The sequence below is a fragment of the Serratia sp. Je.1.23.a genome (assembly GCF_051129805.1).
In the GTDB taxonomy this organism is placed as follows: domain Bacteria; phylum Pseudomonadota; class Gammaproteobacteria; order Enterobacterales; family Enterobacteriaceae; genus Serratia; species Serratia liquefaciens.
In genome coordinates this window covers 250,032-264,348 of record NZ_JBCPSR010000006.1, presented here as the reverse complement: position 1 = coordinate 264,348, position 14,317 = coordinate 250,032, and the positions used below count along the sequence as shown (strand labels likewise).

Below are 14,317 nucleotides of genomic sequence, written 5' to 3'. Positions count from 1 at the left end.
TACTTATTTCCTATACTTGGCACCTATCCAGCCAGGTGCTCGCCAGTGTCAGTCGCTGTCTTTTCGTTCAGTCTGCGGTCCTGAAAAGATCAGGAGAGTTTGTAAGGTTACCGAGCACAATAGCAACGATTAAATAAGGGATAGCAATAATTAATAACCAAAATGACTAAGCTGTTTTTCTGGTAACGGATAGTGCTTAAAGCGCTAAGCAGAGATTTTTATCACCATGAAAATAAAGCTGTTTTTTTAACGTTATTTGAATGAATCGCATTTACCACTCATTACCCCAACCGATAGGTCCAGTCGGTACCAAACAAAAAAAGTGTTAACCGTGCATTGACCACAGCAGCGGTAGACCATAGCGGTATAAATGGCAAGCAGGCTCCGTTTCCGGTAAACTTCGGCGGTTTTTGAGTCAACGAGGCCGTAATAATGGCAACCACGCTGTTTAAAGATTTTCAGTTTGAAGCCGCACACCGTTTGCCGCACGTACCTGAGGGCCATAAATGTGGCCGTCTGCACGGGCATTCGTTTATGGTGCGTCTGGAAGTAACCGGTGAAGTGGATGCACATACCGGTTGGGTGATGGATTTCGCCGAGCTTAAAGCCGTGTTCTCCCCTATTTGGGAGCGCCTGGATCACCATTATCTGAACGATATTCCAGGATTGGAAAATCCCACAAGCGAAGTGCTTGCCGCCTGGATCTGGCAACAGCTCAAACCCCAGTTGCCGGAGCTAACTGCGGTGATGGTGAAAGAAACCTGTACCGCGGGATGCGTGTATAAAGGTTAAAGAAAGGGCGCCCAATGGCGCCCTGAATTTTATGCGATGTTCAGATATTTATGGGTCTGCATCGACAGGCGCCAGTTGCGCGCAATGCAGGTTTCGATGCACAGGCGAGTCGCCTCTTCCTTCTGGCTGATCGGCTGCAGCGCGATAATACGCGGCTTCTCATCATGCAGCGTCGCCAGCAGCGCATCCAATGCTTCGATATCGCGCTCACGCCCAACCGGGTGCTTCACTTCATCAGCGCGCTGCAAAGCCTGATCCAACACCTTCATACCGCCGCGCATATTCACCTTGGGGGATACCGTCACCCAGGTTTTCGCCGAACACCAGATTTCGTGGGTGCCGCTGGTCTCAATCTGGCAGCCGTACCCGTTGTCTTCCAGCAACTGGGTCAGCGGAGTCAGATCATAGATGCAGGGCTCGCCGCCGGTGATTACCACGTGGCGTGCGGTATAACCCTGTTGACGCATCACCGCCAACAGCTGCTCGGCGTTGGCGCTGCCCCAGGCGTCGCTCTCTTCGGTTTTCACCAGGATCCGCTGCATATCGACTTCCCGATTGGCTTCCTTTTCCCAGGTATGTTTGGTGTCGCACCAGCTGCATCCTACCGGGCAGCCCTGCAAGCGAATAAAGATGGCTGGAACGCCGGTGAAAAAGCCTTCGCCCTGCAAGGTTTGGAACATTTCATTAATCGGGTACTGCATCGGTTTCTCAATCTGGAAAGGTAAAAAGGGATTATCGCAGATTCCAGCCCGGCGACCAAACGGGCGAAATTGTATTAAATTTTATCCTACCCGCCTTCGCCAGCGTATCTCACCGGCTATCCGCTTCATTTTATTTGCTTACTGAGCAATCTCCTTGTGTTTACGATGTAATCTGCTTCGCAAAAACAACATTTATTTAACGCATAAGATAAATATATTTGACATAAAGCGCCTGCGCGCAGATGTATATACAGGCAAGCACAAGCCGGGCATCAGTTCCGGCGATTTATCCACACAATCACATCTGCGTTAGAGGTTGCCATGGCTCATTCCACCGAGTTGAATATTCAGCAGGCCATCGATGACAGCAAATTTTCGCTGTTTCACTGGACCTTGATCATTTTGGGATTCCTGATCCTGGCCATTGATGGCTTTGACACGGCGGCCATGGGGTATATCGCTCCTTCGGTCGCCAAAGACTGGGGCATTGTTAAACAGGATCTGGGCCCGGTGCTGAGCGCCGCGCTGCTGGGCCTGTCCCTTGGCGCTCTGGTCGCCGGACCGATTTCCGATCGTATCGGCCGCAAACGGGTGCTGGTGTTTTCTTGTCTGTTCTTCGGCCTGTCGAGCCTGGCTACCGCCTACGCCGGCTCGCTCAATAGCCTGACGCTGTGGCGCTTCCTCACCGGCCTGGGATTAGGGGCGGCGATGCCGAACGCCATCACGCTGATTTCCGAATATGCGCCACAACGCTGTCGTTCGTTGGCTATTAACACCATGTACTGCGGCTTCCCGCTGGGTGCGGCCGGCGGTGGTGCGATTTCGTCTTGGCTGATCCCGGCGTATGGCTGGCATAGCGTGCTGTTGCTGGGCGCGATCGCTCCGTTGGCGCTGACGGTATTGTTGATCCTGTTCCTGCCGGAATCGGTGAAATACATGGTAAACCGCGGCAAAGATGCGGCAAAAATCAAACGTATCGCCCAGCGTTTTGTTAGCCAGAATCTCGATAACGTGACGCGCTTTTATCTGTATGAAGAGAAATTGGCACAGTCCAAAACCAGCGTCGGCCTGTTGTTCACCCGCCCTTATCTGACCGGCACGCTGATGCTGTGGCTGACGTACTTTATGGGCCTGGTGATTTATTACGTGCTGCTGAGCTGGATGCCGATCCTAATGCAGGGGCTGGGCTATCAACTGGAACAGTCGGCTATTTTGACCTCGCTGTTCACCTTCGGCGGCACGCTCGGCATTCTGGTGGCCGGCTGGCTGATGGACCGCTGGAATGCCCATAAAGTGGTGTCGAGCGGCTTTGTCATTACCGCCCTGCTGATTGTGGCAATGGCGACCGAGGACAGCCATATCGTGCTGCTGGGTACGTTTATCTTCCTGATGGGCATCACCATGAACGGTGCGCAATCCGGTCTGCAAACGCTGGCGGCCACTTTCTACCCGACCCACAGTCGCGCAACCGGCATAGCCTGGATGCAGGGCATCGGCCGCTTTGGCGGCGTGGCGGGCACCATGATGGGGGCACAGCTGCTGGCCATGCAATGGGAAGTGCAGAGCATTTTGATGTTCCTGTGCGTGCCGGCGCTGATCGCCGCCATCGCTACAGTTTTCAAAATGACCCGAAGAGCAGTGCTGCAACCGGCTGACAAACCCGTATAAGGGCTAAACCGGTAGGGGTCGAACATGTTCGACCCGATTTAACCCATTGATTATGCTATTGGGCGCAGCATGCGGCGCCCCTACCACAAAACAACACAGCACTCTGTCAACGGCTTCACCCCCTCCAGCGATAGGACTTTTTTATCGCTCGCCCTAACTTGTAATGGGTATGTAAATTTATTGTGATTTGCCGCTCAAAAATGACCCATTTTTAATTCATTTTTGTTGAATAGCTCACTGTTCTTCAGTGCGAGCCTAATAGCTCAGGCGTCAAAACAGAAACTATCATATTGATTTAAAACAAAAATAACTTTCTCTTATGCCTTTTTAGCCGCCCACTGGTCGGTGTTGCATATGCTTGTACATACAAGTATATGTTAATAAACCCTACGCATTGTTATGGCGTGGTGATTCACCCCACCGCACCATGGGATCTGCACCGATACTGTTTGAGGAAAATGCTGTGACTGCAAATAACAAAGTTCGCAATGTCGATGTACGCGCGCCACGCGGCACAAAATTAAATGCAAAAAGCTGGCTGACCGAAGCGCCGTTGCGCATGCTGATGAACAACCTCGATCCGGAAGTGGCGGAAAACCCGCATGAGCTGGTGGTGTACGGCGGTATTGGCCGCGCCGCGCGTGACTGGGACTGCTACGACAAAATTGTCGCCACCCTGAAAACGTTGGAAGAAGACGAAACGCTGCTGGTTCAGTCCGGCAAACCGGTCGGGGTATTCAAAACCCACAGCAACGCGCCACGCGTACTGATTGCCAACTCTAACCTGGTGCCACATTGGGCCACCTGGGAACACTTTAACGAACTGGACGCCAAAGGCCTGGCCATGTACGGCCAAATGACCGCTGGCAGCTGGATCTATATCGGCAGCCAGGGCATCGTCCAGGGCACCTACGAGACCTTCGTGGAAGCGGGCCGCCAGCATTACGACGGCAGCCTGCAGGGCCGCTGGGTGCTGACCGCCGGTTTGGGCGGTATGGGCGGCGCGCAACCGCTGGCCGCTACGCTGGCAGGCGCCTGTTCACTGAACATCGAATGCCAACAAAGCCGTATCGATTTCCGTCTGAAGACCCGTTACGTCGATGAACAAGCGACGGATCTGGACGACGCGCTGGCCCGCATTAAAAAATACACTGCCGAAGGCAAAGCCATCTCCATCGCCCTGTGCGCCAATGCGGCAGACATTCTGCCAGAACTGGTGCGCCGTGGCGTGCGCCCGGACATGGTCACCGACCAGACCAGTGCCCACGATCCGCTGAACGGCTATCTGCCAAAAGGCTGGAGCTGGGAAGAGTACCGCGAACGTGCACAAACCGAACCTGCGCAGGTGGTGACCGCCGCCAAGCAGTCGATGGCTGAACACGTCGAAGCCATGCTGGCGTTCCAGAAAATGGGCGTACCGACCTTCGACTACGGCAACAACATTCGTCAGATGGCGAAAGAAATGGGCGTCAACAACGCCTTCGATTTCCCAGGCTTCGTGCCTGCCTATATCCGTCCGCTGTTCTGTCGCGGCATCGGCCCGTTCCGCTGGGCTGCACTGTCCGGCGATCCGCAAGATATCTACAAAACCGACGCCATGGTTAAAGAGCTGATCCCGGATGATGAGCATCTGCATCGCTGGCTGGATATGGCACGCGAACGCATCAGCTTCCAGGGCCTGCCGGCACGTATCTGTTGGGTCGGTCTGGGCCAGCGCGCCAAGCTGGGCCTGGCTTTCAACGAAATGGTACGCAGTGGCGAACTGTCCGCACCGATCGTGATCGGTCGTGACCATCTGGACTCCGGCTCGGTCGCCAGCCCGAACCGCGAAACCGAATCTATGCAGGACGGTTCGGACGCCGTTTCCGACTGGCCGCTGCTTAACGCCCTGCTCAATACCGCCAGCGGTGCGACCTGGGTTTCCCTGCACCACGGCGGTGGCGTCGGCATGGGCTTCTCGCAGCATTCCGGTATGGTTATCGTTTGTGACGGCACCGACGAAGCCGCCGAACGTATCGCCCGCGTATTGCATAATGACCCTGCCACTGGCGTGATGCGTCATGCCGATGCCGGTTACGACATTGCGATTGAATGCGCCCGTGAGCAAGGTTTGAACCTGCCGATGGTGGCCGCGACTCAAGGAGGCAAAGCATGAAAGCGCTGACTATCCGCCCAGGCCAACTGACTCTGACGCAACTGCGCGACGTTTATCAACACCCGGTGACCCTGACGTTGGACGACAATGCCTACGCCGCTATCCAGCAGAGCGTGGCCTGCGTTGAGCGCATTGTCGAAGAAAACCGCACCACCTACGGCATCAATACCGGTTTCGGCCTGCTGGCGTCTACCCGCATTGCACGTGAAGACCTGGAAAACCTGCAACGTTCGATCGTGTTGTCACATGCCGCAGGCGTTGGCGCACCGACCGACGACAATCTGGTTCGCCTGATTATGGTATTGAAGATCAACAGCCTGTCGCGCGGTTTCTCCGGCATCCGTCTGGAAGTGATCCAGGCGCTGATGGCCTTGGTCAACGCCGAAGTCTATCCGCACATCCCGCTGAAGGGCTCCGTGGGCGCCTCCGGCGATTTGGCTCCGCTGGCACACATGAGTCTGGTGCTACTGGGTGAAGGCAAGGCCCGCTATCAAGGGGAATGGCTGCCTGCCACCGAGGCACTGGCCAAAGCTGGCCTGAAGCCGCTCACGCTGGCGGCAAAAGAAGGCCTGGCGCTGCTGAACGGCACCCAGGTTTCCGCCGCCTTCGCGCTGCGCGGCCTGTTTGACGCGGAAGATCTGTACGCCGCAGCCACGGTCACCGGCAGCCTGACGGTGGAAGCCGCTCTGGGTTCTCGCAGCCCGTTTGACGCACGTATTCACGCCGTACGCGGCCAACGTGGCCAGATCGACGCCGCCGCCGCTTACCGTCATCTGCTGGGCGAACGCAGCGAAGTGTCCGACTCGCATCGCAACTGTGAAAAGGTACAAGATCCCTACTCCCTGCGCTGCCAACCGCAGGTGATGGGTGCCTGCCTGACGCAGATCCGCCAAGCCAGCGAAGTGCTGGAGGTCGAAGCCAATGCGGTGTCCGACAACCCATTGGTATTCGCAGAACAGGGCGATGTCCTGTCCGGCGGTAACTTCCACGCCGAACCGGTCGCAATGGCCGCCGACAATCTGGCGCTGGCATTTGCCGAAATCGGCTCGCTGTCCGAGCGTCGCATCTCGCTGATGATGGATAAACACATGTCGCAGTTGCCGCCTTTCCTGGTGGACAACGGCGGCGTGAACTCCGGCTTTATGATTGCCCAGGTTACCGCCGCGGCACTGACCAGCGAAAACAAAGCGCTGGCGCATCCGGCCAGCGTCGACAGCATCCCGACCTCCGCCAACCAGGAAGACCATGTTTCGATGGCACCGGCTGCAGGACGCCGTCTGTGGGAAATGGCGGATAACGTGCGCGGTATTCTGGCCGTCGAATGGCTGGCGGCCTGCCAGGGGTTGGATTTGCGCAAGGGCCTGAAAACCACCGAAAGTCTGGAGCAGGCACGCCGTATACTGCGCGAGCAAGTCAGTTATTACGACAAGGATCGTTTCTTCGCCCCCGACATTGAAGCCGCCAGCCTGCTGTTGGCGGCCGGTCATCTGAACTCGCTGATGCCTTCGGCGCTGCTGCCTAGTCAGGCATAAATAAAACCTACCACGCAGTTTGTTCTGTCCCACCGGGTGCGTTCCACCCGGTGCGGATAGCGCGTGCCTGTTCTGCCGTAAAAACTCGACGGGAAGCAACATGCGTAACGAAACGACACAACTCAGACGCGGACTAAACGCGCGGCATATCCGCTTTATGGCGCTCGGCTCGGCCATCGGCACCGGTCTGTTCTACGGCTCCGCGGGAGCCATCCAATTGGCTGGCCCTGCGGTGCTGCTGGCTTATCTGGTCGGCGGCGCGGCGGTCTTTATGGTAATGCGCGCGCTGGGTGAAATGGCGGTGCATCAGCCGGTCTCCGGCTCCTTCGGTCATTATGCCAGCCACTACCTTGGCCCCTTGGCCGGTTTCCTCACCGGCTGGACCTATACCTTCGAAATGGTGATTGTTGCCCTGGCGGACGTCACCGCCTTCGGCATCTATATGGGGCTGTGGTTCCCGGACGTTGCCCAATGGGTGTGGGTACTCAGCATCATCATGTTCATCGGCGCGCTCAACCTGTGCAGCGTGAAAGTGTTCGGCGAAATGGAGTTCTGGCTGTCGTTGATCAAGGTGGCGGCAATCGTCGCGATGATCATCGGCGGCGCGGCGGTGATGCTGTTTGGCTTCGGTCAGGCTCAGCACGCCACCGGCCTCAGCAACCTGTGGCAGCACGGTGGCTTTATGCCTAACGGCATCGGCGGCGTGGTTGCTTCGCTGGCGGTGGTGATGTTCGCCTTCGGCGGCATTGAGATCATCGGCATTACCGCCAGCGAGGCAAAAGACCCCGCGAAGGTGCTGCCGAAAGCGATCAATGCGGTACCGATTCGCATTCTGCTGTTCTACGTGCTGACGCTGCTGGTGTTGATGGCAATCTATCCCTGGAACAGCATCGGCCAAAACGGCAGCCCGTTTGTTGAGATCTTCAGCAATCTGGGCATCAGTTCCGCCGCCAACGTGCTGAATGTGGTGGTGATCACCGCCGCCATTTCCGCCATCAACAGCGATATCTTCGGTGCCGGCCGCATGATGTACGGTATGGCGCAGGAAGGTCAGGCACCCAAAAGCTTCACTCGCCTGACCGGTAACGGCGTGCCCTGGATGACGGTGCTGGTGATGTCCATTGCCCTGCTGTTGGGGGTGGTGCTCAATTACCTGATCCCAAAACAGGTGTTTATGATCATCGCCTCCATCGCCACCTTCGCCACCGTTTGGGTATGGCTGATGATCCTGCTGTCACAAATTGCCATGCGCCGCACGCTGACGCCGCAAGAGGTCAGCAAACTGAGCTTCCCGGTTCCCTGGTGGCCGGTCGCACCGGCACTGGCGACGATATTTATGCTGTTCGTCATCGGCCTGCTCGGTTACTTCGAAGACAGCCGCATTGCCCTGTACGTAGGGTTGGTGTGGGTAGCCTTCCTTACCCTGGCTTACTGGTTGTGGGTACGTAAAAAAGGCGGGGGTTCACCCGTCACGTCCTCACCACAGTATTAGTCTCACGAGCCCGCCGTTCCCGGGCTCTTCGTCATTAAAGTGGAGTATCACCATGCAAACACGACACAAATTATGGATACCGCTGATCGCGCTCGGGCTGATGACAGGCAGCCTCTCCGCACGCGCAGCAGGCTGGTGCGAATCCGGCAAACCGGTCAAGTTCGCCGGACTGAACTGGGAAAGCGGCATGCTGCTGACCGACGTGATGCAATACGTACTGCAAAAGGGTTACGACTGCAAAACCGACGCCCTGCCGGGCAACTCCATCACCATGGAGCAGGCGGTCGGCACCAACGACATTCAGATTTTCGCCGAAGAGTGGATCGGCCGCAGTGAGGTCTGGAACAAGGCCGAGAAAGCGGGTAAAGCGGTCAGCGTCGGCGCCCCCATTGTCGGCGCAGTTGAAGGCTGGTACGTGCCACGTTATGTGATTGAAGGCGATGCCAAGCGTAAGTTGAAACCGCTGGCGCCGGATCTGAAAAGCATCCCGGACCTCGCGAAATACGTTCAAGTGTTTCGCGATCAGGAAGAGCCGGACAAAGGCCGCTTTTACAACTGCCCCGCCGGCTGGACCTGCGAACTGGACAACAGCGCGATCCTGAAAAAATTCAAGTTGGACGACAAATTCACCAACTTCCGCCCAGGCACCGGCCCGGCGCTGGATACCGCTATTCTTTCCAGCTACCGTCGCGGCGAACCTATCCTCTTCTACTATTGGTCCCCTACCCCAATCATGGGCCAGCTCGATCTGGTGAAACTGGAAGAACCGGGCGTGGACAAGAATATCCACATCAAGGTCGGCATTTCCAGCGTGTTTAACCAGCAGGCACCTGAGCTGGTACAGGTGTTGTCAAAAGTGAATCTGCCGCTCAGTCTGATTAATCAGAATCTGGCGCGCATGAGCAAGGAACGCATCAGCTCCCAGAAGCTGGCGCTGGAGTTCTTCAAGCAGCACCCGGATATCTGGAAACAGTGGGTCAGCGAAGACGCAGCGAAAAAAATTGAGGCTTCCTTGTAAGCGCTTTGGCATTCCGTGAACACTCACCCGTAATCGGATAGGTTTCGGGCCAGACAGGGGAAAATTTATGTTTCCAGAACGCTTTACCTTTTCCATCGCCGATTGGATCAACCGCTGGGTCGACGTGTTGGTCACCAACTATGGCGATATGTTCCGCAAGATCTCCGACACCCTGCTGTGGGCGGTGATCCACCTCGAAAGCCTGCTGCGCGCCACCCCATGGTGGGTGATGCTGGCCGTGGTCGGGCTACTGGCCTGGCACGCCACCCGCCGTTGGCTGCCAACCCTGGTGATCGTCGGCCTGTTGCTGCTGGTCGGTACCGCCGGGATGTGGGACAAATTGATGCAAACCCTGGCGCTGGTGCTGGTCGCCACGCTGCTGGCGGTGATTATCGGCATTCCGCAAGGCATATTGGCGGCGCGTAGCGATCGCGTACGGGCGGTAATGATGCCGCTGATGGACGTGATGCAAACCATGCCGAGCTTCGTCTACCTGATCCCGGTATTGATGCTGTTCGGCCTGGGCAAGGTGCCGGCCATTCTGGCGACGGTGATCTATGCCACACCACCGCTGATCCGCCTGACCGATTTGGGCATCCGCCAGGTGGACAAAGAAGTGATGGAGTCCGTCACCGCCTTTGGCGCCAACCGCTGGCAGAAGCTGTTCGGCGTCCAGTTGCCGCTGGCGCTGCCGAGCATCATGGCCGGTATCAACCAGACCACCATGATGTCGTTGTCGATGGTAGTGGTCGCGTCAATGATCGGCGCTCGTGGGCTAGGGGAAGACGTGTTGGTGGGCATTCAGACGCTGAACGTCGGGCTGGGACTGGAAGCCGGGCTGGCTATCGTCATTCTGGCCGTGGTCATTGATCGCATCACTCAGGCTTACGGCCACACCGCCGTTGCGAGGTAACCCCGATGAACAAAATAGAAATCAAAAACGTCTACAAGATCTTCGGCCATAAAACGGCGGCGGCGCTGGCACTGAGCCAACAAGGAAAAACCAAGCAGGAAGTGCAGGCCGCGACGGACTGCGTGATCGGCGTGCACGATCTGTCGATGTCGATCGAAGCCGGTGAGATCTTCGTGATCATGGGCCTGTCCGGATCGGGAAAATCCACCTTGGTACGTCACTTCAACCGTCTGATCGATCCCACCAGCGGCCAGATCCTGGTAGACGGTGAAGATATCCTGCGCTACGACGAAAAACAGCTTGAGCACTTCCGTCGCCACAAGATCAGCATGGTGTTTCAGAGCTTTGGCCTGCTGCCGCACAAAACGGTGCTGGACAACGTGGGCTACGGCCTGAAAGTGCGGGGGGAGAATAAAGAGGTGTATCAGGAGCGTGCGCTGCACTGGATCAACACCGTAGGGCTGAAGGGCTATGAGAAATCCTATCCGCATCAACTCTCCGGCGGCATGCGCCAACGCGTCGGGCTGGCGCGTGCGCTGGCCACCGATACCGACATCATTTTGCTGGACGAAGCCTTCAGCGCACTGGATCCGTTGATTCGCGCCGAGATGCAGGATCAACTGCTGGCGCTGCAAAAAGAGCTGCACAAAACGCTGGTATTTATCACCCACGATCTCGATGAGGCGGTTCGCATCGGCAACCGGATCGCGATCCTCAAGGACGGCAAACTGATCCAGGTCGGCACGCCGCAGGACATTCTTAACAACCCGGCCGACGAATACGTTAACCGCTTCGTGCAACGCCGTCTGGCGCTGGATGAAAATGTGCAAAAGCCCCGCCCGAGGAGGGTAGCCCATGCCTGAGGAAACCCAAATGCACTATCCTTCGTCAGTAGAGATCGACCGCCAGCCGCTGCGTTGGCAGGATGTGGTGGCGGTGGCGCGCCAGAGGGTGCAGCTCAGCCTGTCTGACGCGGCCTGGGCACGTATTGAGAACGCACAGGCTATCGTTCAGCAAATCGTCACCAGTGAACAACGCGCCTACGGCGTCAATACCGGCCTGGGTGCGCTCTGTAACCAGGCGCTGCACGGTGAACAGTTGGCACAGCTTTCGCGCAATACCTTGATGAGCCACGCCTGTGGGGTAGGTACACCGCTGAGCGACGAACAGACCCGCGCCATTATTTGCTGCGCTATCGTGAACTACAGCCATGGCAAATCCGGCATCCACCGGTCGGTGGTTGAGGCGCTGCTGGCGCTGCTTAACCACGGCGTCACGCCTCAGGTGCCGTCGCAGGGATCGGTCGGCTATCTGACCCATATGGCGCACGTCGGCGTTGCCCTGCTCGGGCTCGGCGAGGTCAGCTATCGTGGGCAAATCGTCGCCGCCGCTCAGGCGCTGGCGGAAGAAGGCATAACGCTGCCACCGCTCGGGGCCAAAGATGGCCTGTGTCTGGTCAATGGTACGCCCTGCATGACCGGACTGAGCTGCCTGGCGCTGGCCGACGCCTGGCGACTGGCGCGTTGGGCAGACGTGCTGGGTGCCATGAGCTTTGAAGCTTTACGCGGACAAATTGCCGCCTTCGACGAGGAAATACTGGCGTTGAAACCGCACCCAGGCATGCAACGGGTGGGTGCCAATCTGCGGACGCTACTGCACGGCAGCGAGGTGATTGCCGCCAGCAAAGGTATTCGCACTCAGGATGCGCTGAGCATCCGCTCGATTCCACAGGTGCACGGTGCCTGCCGCGATCAGATGGCTCATGCCGAACGACAGATTGAAACCGAGCTGAACGGCACCACCGATAACCCGCTGCTGCTTGGCACACCGGATAATTTCCGCATCATGTCACAGGCCAATCCGCACGGCGAATCGGTCGCGATGGCCGCCGATGTGTTGGCGATCGCTATCGCCGAACTCGGCGGTATTGCGGAACGGCGCATCGATCGTCTGATTAACCCGCTGGTCAGCGGTTTGCCGCCATTTTTGGTCAGTGAGCCGGGCGTCAACTCCGGCATGATGATCGCTCAATACGTGGCGGCATCGCTGTGCGCAGAGAACCGCCAGCTGGCCCAGCCTTGCGTAGTGGATAACTATGTCACTTCGGCGCTGCAGGAAGATCACCTCAGTCTGGGGACCGGTGCGGCATTGCGGCTGCATAAGCTGTTGGCCAACGTTAACCAGATCCTGGCGATTGAATATCTGTTGGCGGCGCAGGCCTTCGAGTTTTTGCAACCGCAACGCGTCGGCGAAGGTACCGGGCGCGCCTGGCGACTGCTGCGTCAAAGGGTAGAACCTTACCATCAGGATCGCTGGTTGGCGCCCGACATTGCCAGCAGCGCCGCGCTATTGCAGGACGAACAGGCGCTGGTGGAAATTGCCCCTGCGCTAGATTAACGCTTGCCCCTCCCCGCTGGGTGGGGCATCAAAGCTAGCTTTGCGCCAAGGCCTGGCGGATATCGGCCTGCAGGTCGCCAAGATCTTCCAGACCGGCGGACAAGCGTATCAGCCCGTCGCTGATATGGTGACGCTGCCGCTCTTCGGGGCTGTAGGCCGAGTGGGTCATGCTGGCGGGATGCTGCGCCAGCGATTCGCAATCCCCCAAGCTGACCGCGCGCAAGATCAAACGCAGCGCATTGAGGAAGCGGATGCCCGCCGCCATGCCGCCTTTGAGTTCAAACGCCAGCATGCCGCCTGGCCGCGCCATTTGCCGCTGCGCCAACTCATACTGGGGAAAATCCTCCAGCCCGGGATAATAGACACGTTCTACCGCCGAATGCTGAGCCAGCATTTCCGCCAAACGCTGGGCGTTGTCGCAATGGCGTTCCATACGCAACGGCAGGGTTTTCAAACCGCGCAGCAGCAATGCCGCATCCTGAGCCGACAGCACCGCACCGTTCATGTCTTTCAGCCCAACTAAACGGATGTCCTGCGCCAAATCCTGCCGCGTCACCACCAGTCCAGCCAACAGATCGCCATGCCCCCCGATGTATTTGGTTGCGGAGTGCACCACTATATCAGCCCCCTGTTCCAGCGGCCGTTGCAGATACGGGGTGCAATAGGTGTTATCCACCAGCAACAGCGCCTGTTGGCGGTGAGCAATTTCGGCGACTGCGGCAATATCGACCAACCGCATATTCGGGTTGGCCGGCGTTTCGCAATACACCATGCGGGTCCGGGGGCCGATCGCCGCTGCCAGACGCTCCGGGCGGGTCAGGTCGACGTGAGTGATTTTCACGCCGTAGCGCGCCAATCCGTGATGAAAATAACTGAAGGTGCAGCCGTAAATCGTCTCGTCTACGATCAGCTCGTCGCCCGGATTGAGCAGTGTCCAGCAGCAGGCGGTAATAGCGCCCATACCGGAGGAAAACGCCACCGCAGCTTCGCCCCCCTCCAGATTGGCTATCCGCTGTTCCAGCAGGTTGAGGGTCGGGTTGGCGATGCGTGAATAAAAATACCCCGGCTCAGTGCCTTCAAAGCAGGCACCACCATATTCCGCCGTCGGGAACGTAAAGGTCGAGCTCATAAACACCGGGGGACAGAGCGCTCCCAGATACTGCTGAGGATCGTAACCGTGATGGATCGCGCGTGTTGCAAAGGCTTGCCTGAAGATGGCAGACATGACAACTCCTTACCTGAGTGAGTGAAAACAATGATGCTTAGTTCGTTCAAACGTCCGTGGGCAGTGCGCTGCTGCGCATACGCTGGCCAACGATTTGCAAAGTACGCAGCACCAGCATCAGGCCCAGTAAGGTATCCGGCTGCCGCAACAAGGCGTACAGCGCACGAAAATTGACGGGTGAGGGATCCAACTGCAACTCGGTATGCGCCATTTTCAACGCCATTCCGCCCTCCCATCCCGCAGCCACCAGGCCTTCAAAGACGCCGGAGAGTTTTTCCACCAGCGCGTTATCGGCGATATCCACCAGGTCAGACAGCAGCGACAACAGATCGACCACGTTATCGAGCCGACCGCCGGCCAGCAGCGGCTGTAGCTTCTCCAGCAAAGCCGCCAGGGGTTCATGTTCAGATGCGTTCATAGGCCC

The 14,317-nt window shown here is 57.7% G+C and carries 12 protein-coding genes; 9 read left to right on the top strand and 3 right to left on the bottom strand.

Going from position 1 to position 14,317, the window contains the following annotated elements; genetic code table 11:
* The first annotated feature begins 432 nt into the window (after window positions 1-432).
* Window positions 433-792 (top strand): 6-carboxytetrahydropterin synthase QueD, encoded by a 360-nt coding sequence (gene queD / locus AAZT04_RS20325; RefSeq protein WP_020825254.1) that lies wholly within the window; start codon window positions 433-435, stop codon window positions 790-792.
* 29 nt (window positions 793-821) lie between these two features.
* Here the strand turns inward: queD and queE are convergent, their stop codons facing one another.
* A complete protein-coding gene (gene queE, locus AAZT04_RS20320; protein WP_434681494.1) occupies window positions 822-1,493 on the bottom strand; it encodes a 7-carboxy-7-deazaguanine synthase QueE in 672 nt (223 codons plus the stop codon).
* Window positions 1,494-1,814: 321 nt separating this feature from the next.
* On the opposite strand from queE, the gene AAZT04_RS20315 reads away from it, so the two are divergent.
* The 8 genes from AAZT04_RS20315 (at window position 1,815) to AAZT04_RS20280 (ending at window position 12,668) form a co-directional block, all read left to right on the top strand.
* A complete protein-coding gene (locus AAZT04_RS20315; RefSeq protein WP_048762512.1) occupies window positions 1,815-3,161 on the top strand; it encodes an MFS transporter in 1,347 nt (448 codons plus the stop codon).
* A gap of 463 nt (window positions 3,162-3,624) precedes the next feature.
* On the top strand, window positions 3,625-5,316 hold the full coding sequence (gene hutU / locus AAZT04_RS20310) for a urocanate hydratase (protein ID WP_020825251.1): 1,692 nt from the start codon (window positions 3,625-3,627) through the stop codon (window positions 5,314-5,316).
* Window positions 5,313-6,848 (top strand): histidine ammonia-lyase, encoded by a 1,536-nt coding sequence (gene hutH, locus AAZT04_RS20305; protein WP_020825250.1) that lies wholly within the window; start codon window positions 5,313-5,315, stop codon window positions 6,846-6,848. Before hutU ends, hutH begins: the two co-directional genes overlap by 4 nt.
* Before the next feature lie 100 nt (window positions 6,849-6,948).
* Window positions 6,949-8,340 (top strand): amino acid permease, encoded by a 1,392-nt coding sequence (locus tag AAZT04_RS20300; RefSeq protein ID WP_048762947.1) that lies wholly within the window; start codon window positions 6,949-6,951, stop codon window positions 8,338-8,340.
* A gap of 52 nt (window positions 8,341-8,392) precedes the next feature.
* Window positions 8,393-9,358, top strand: a complete 966-nt coding sequence (locus AAZT04_RS20295) for an ABC transporter substrate-binding protein (protein WP_048762946.1) — start codon at window positions 8,393-8,395, stop codon at window positions 9,356-9,358.
* 67 nt (window positions 9,359-9,425) lie between these two features.
* Window positions 9,426-10,271 (top strand): ABC transporter permease, encoded by an 846-nt coding sequence (locus AAZT04_RS20290; RefSeq protein ID WP_048762945.1) that lies wholly within the window; start codon window positions 9,426-9,428, stop codon window positions 10,269-10,271.
* Between the two features lie 5 nt (window positions 10,272-10,276).
* Window positions 10,277-11,134, top strand: coding sequence for a quaternary amine ABC transporter ATP-binding protein (locus AAZT04_RS20285; protein WP_053090385.1), 858 nt, complete (start codon window positions 10,277-10,279; stop codon window positions 11,132-11,134).
* 10 nt (window positions 11,135-11,144) lie between these two features.
* Window positions 11,145-12,668 carry an HAL/PAL/TAL family ammonia-lyase gene (locus AAZT04_RS20280; protein WP_434681536.1) on the top strand — a complete coding sequence of 508 codons (1,524 nt, stop codon included), beginning with the start codon at window positions 11,145-11,147 and terminating at the stop codon, window positions 12,666-12,668.
* Window positions 12,669-12,702: 34 nt separating this feature from the next.
* On the opposite strand, the gene AAZT04_RS20275 is transcribed toward AAZT04_RS20280, so the two are convergent.
* Window positions 12,703-13,893, bottom strand: coding sequence for a methionine gamma-lyase (locus AAZT04_RS20275; RefSeq protein WP_020825245.1), 1,191 nt, complete (start codon window positions 13,891-13,893; stop codon window positions 12,703-12,705).
* A gap of 46 nt (window positions 13,894-13,939) precedes the next feature.
* Window positions 13,940-14,311, bottom strand: coding sequence for a hypothetical protein (locus AAZT04_RS20270; RefSeq protein WP_020825244.1), 372 nt, complete (start codon window positions 14,309-14,311; stop codon window positions 13,940-13,942).
* Between the last annotated feature and the right edge of the window lie 6 nt (window positions 14,312-14,317).

What these genes read in the sequence shown, in the direction of transcription:
- queD (WP_020825254.1), top strand. Translation starts at nt 433, where the DNA reads ATGGCAACCACGCTGTTTAAAGATTTTCAGTTTGAAGCCGCACACCGT.
- queE (WP_434681494.1), bottom strand. Translation starts at nt 1,493, where the DNA reads ATGCAGTACCCGATTAATGAAATGTTCCAAACCTTGCAGGGCGAAGGC.
- AAZT04_RS20315 (WP_048762512.1), top strand. Translation starts at nt 1,815, where the DNA reads ATGGCTCATTCCACCGAGTTGAATATTCAGCAGGCCATCGATGACAGC.
- hutH (WP_020825250.1), top strand. Translation starts at nt 5,313, where the DNA reads ATGAAAGCGCTGACTATCCGCCCAGGCCAACTGACTCTGACGCAACTG.
- AAZT04_RS20300 (WP_048762947.1), top strand. Translation starts at nt 6,949, where the DNA reads ATGCGTAACGAAACGACACAACTCAGACGCGGACTAAACGCGCGGCAT.
- AAZT04_RS20295 (WP_048762946.1), top strand. Translation starts at nt 8,393, where the DNA reads ATGCAAACACGACACAAATTATGGATACCGCTGATCGCGCTCGGGCTG.
- AAZT04_RS20290 (WP_048762945.1), top strand. Translation starts at nt 9,426, where the DNA reads ATGTTTCCAGAACGCTTTACCTTTTCCATCGCCGATTGGATCAACCGC.
- AAZT04_RS20285 (WP_053090385.1), top strand. Translation starts at nt 10,277, where the DNA reads ATGAACAAAATAGAAATCAAAAACGTCTACAAGATCTTCGGCCATAAA.
- AAZT04_RS20280 (WP_434681536.1), top strand. Translation starts at nt 11,145, where the DNA reads ATGCACTATCCTTCGTCAGTAGAGATCGACCGCCAGCCGCTGCGTTGG.
- AAZT04_RS20275 (WP_020825245.1), bottom strand. Translation starts at nt 13,893, where the DNA reads ATGTCTGCCATCTTCAGGCAAGCCTTTGCAACACGCGCGATCCATCAC.
- AAZT04_RS20270 (WP_020825244.1), bottom strand. Translation starts at nt 14,311, where the DNA reads ATGAACGCATCTGAACATGAACCCCTGGCGGCTTTGCTGGAGAAGCTA.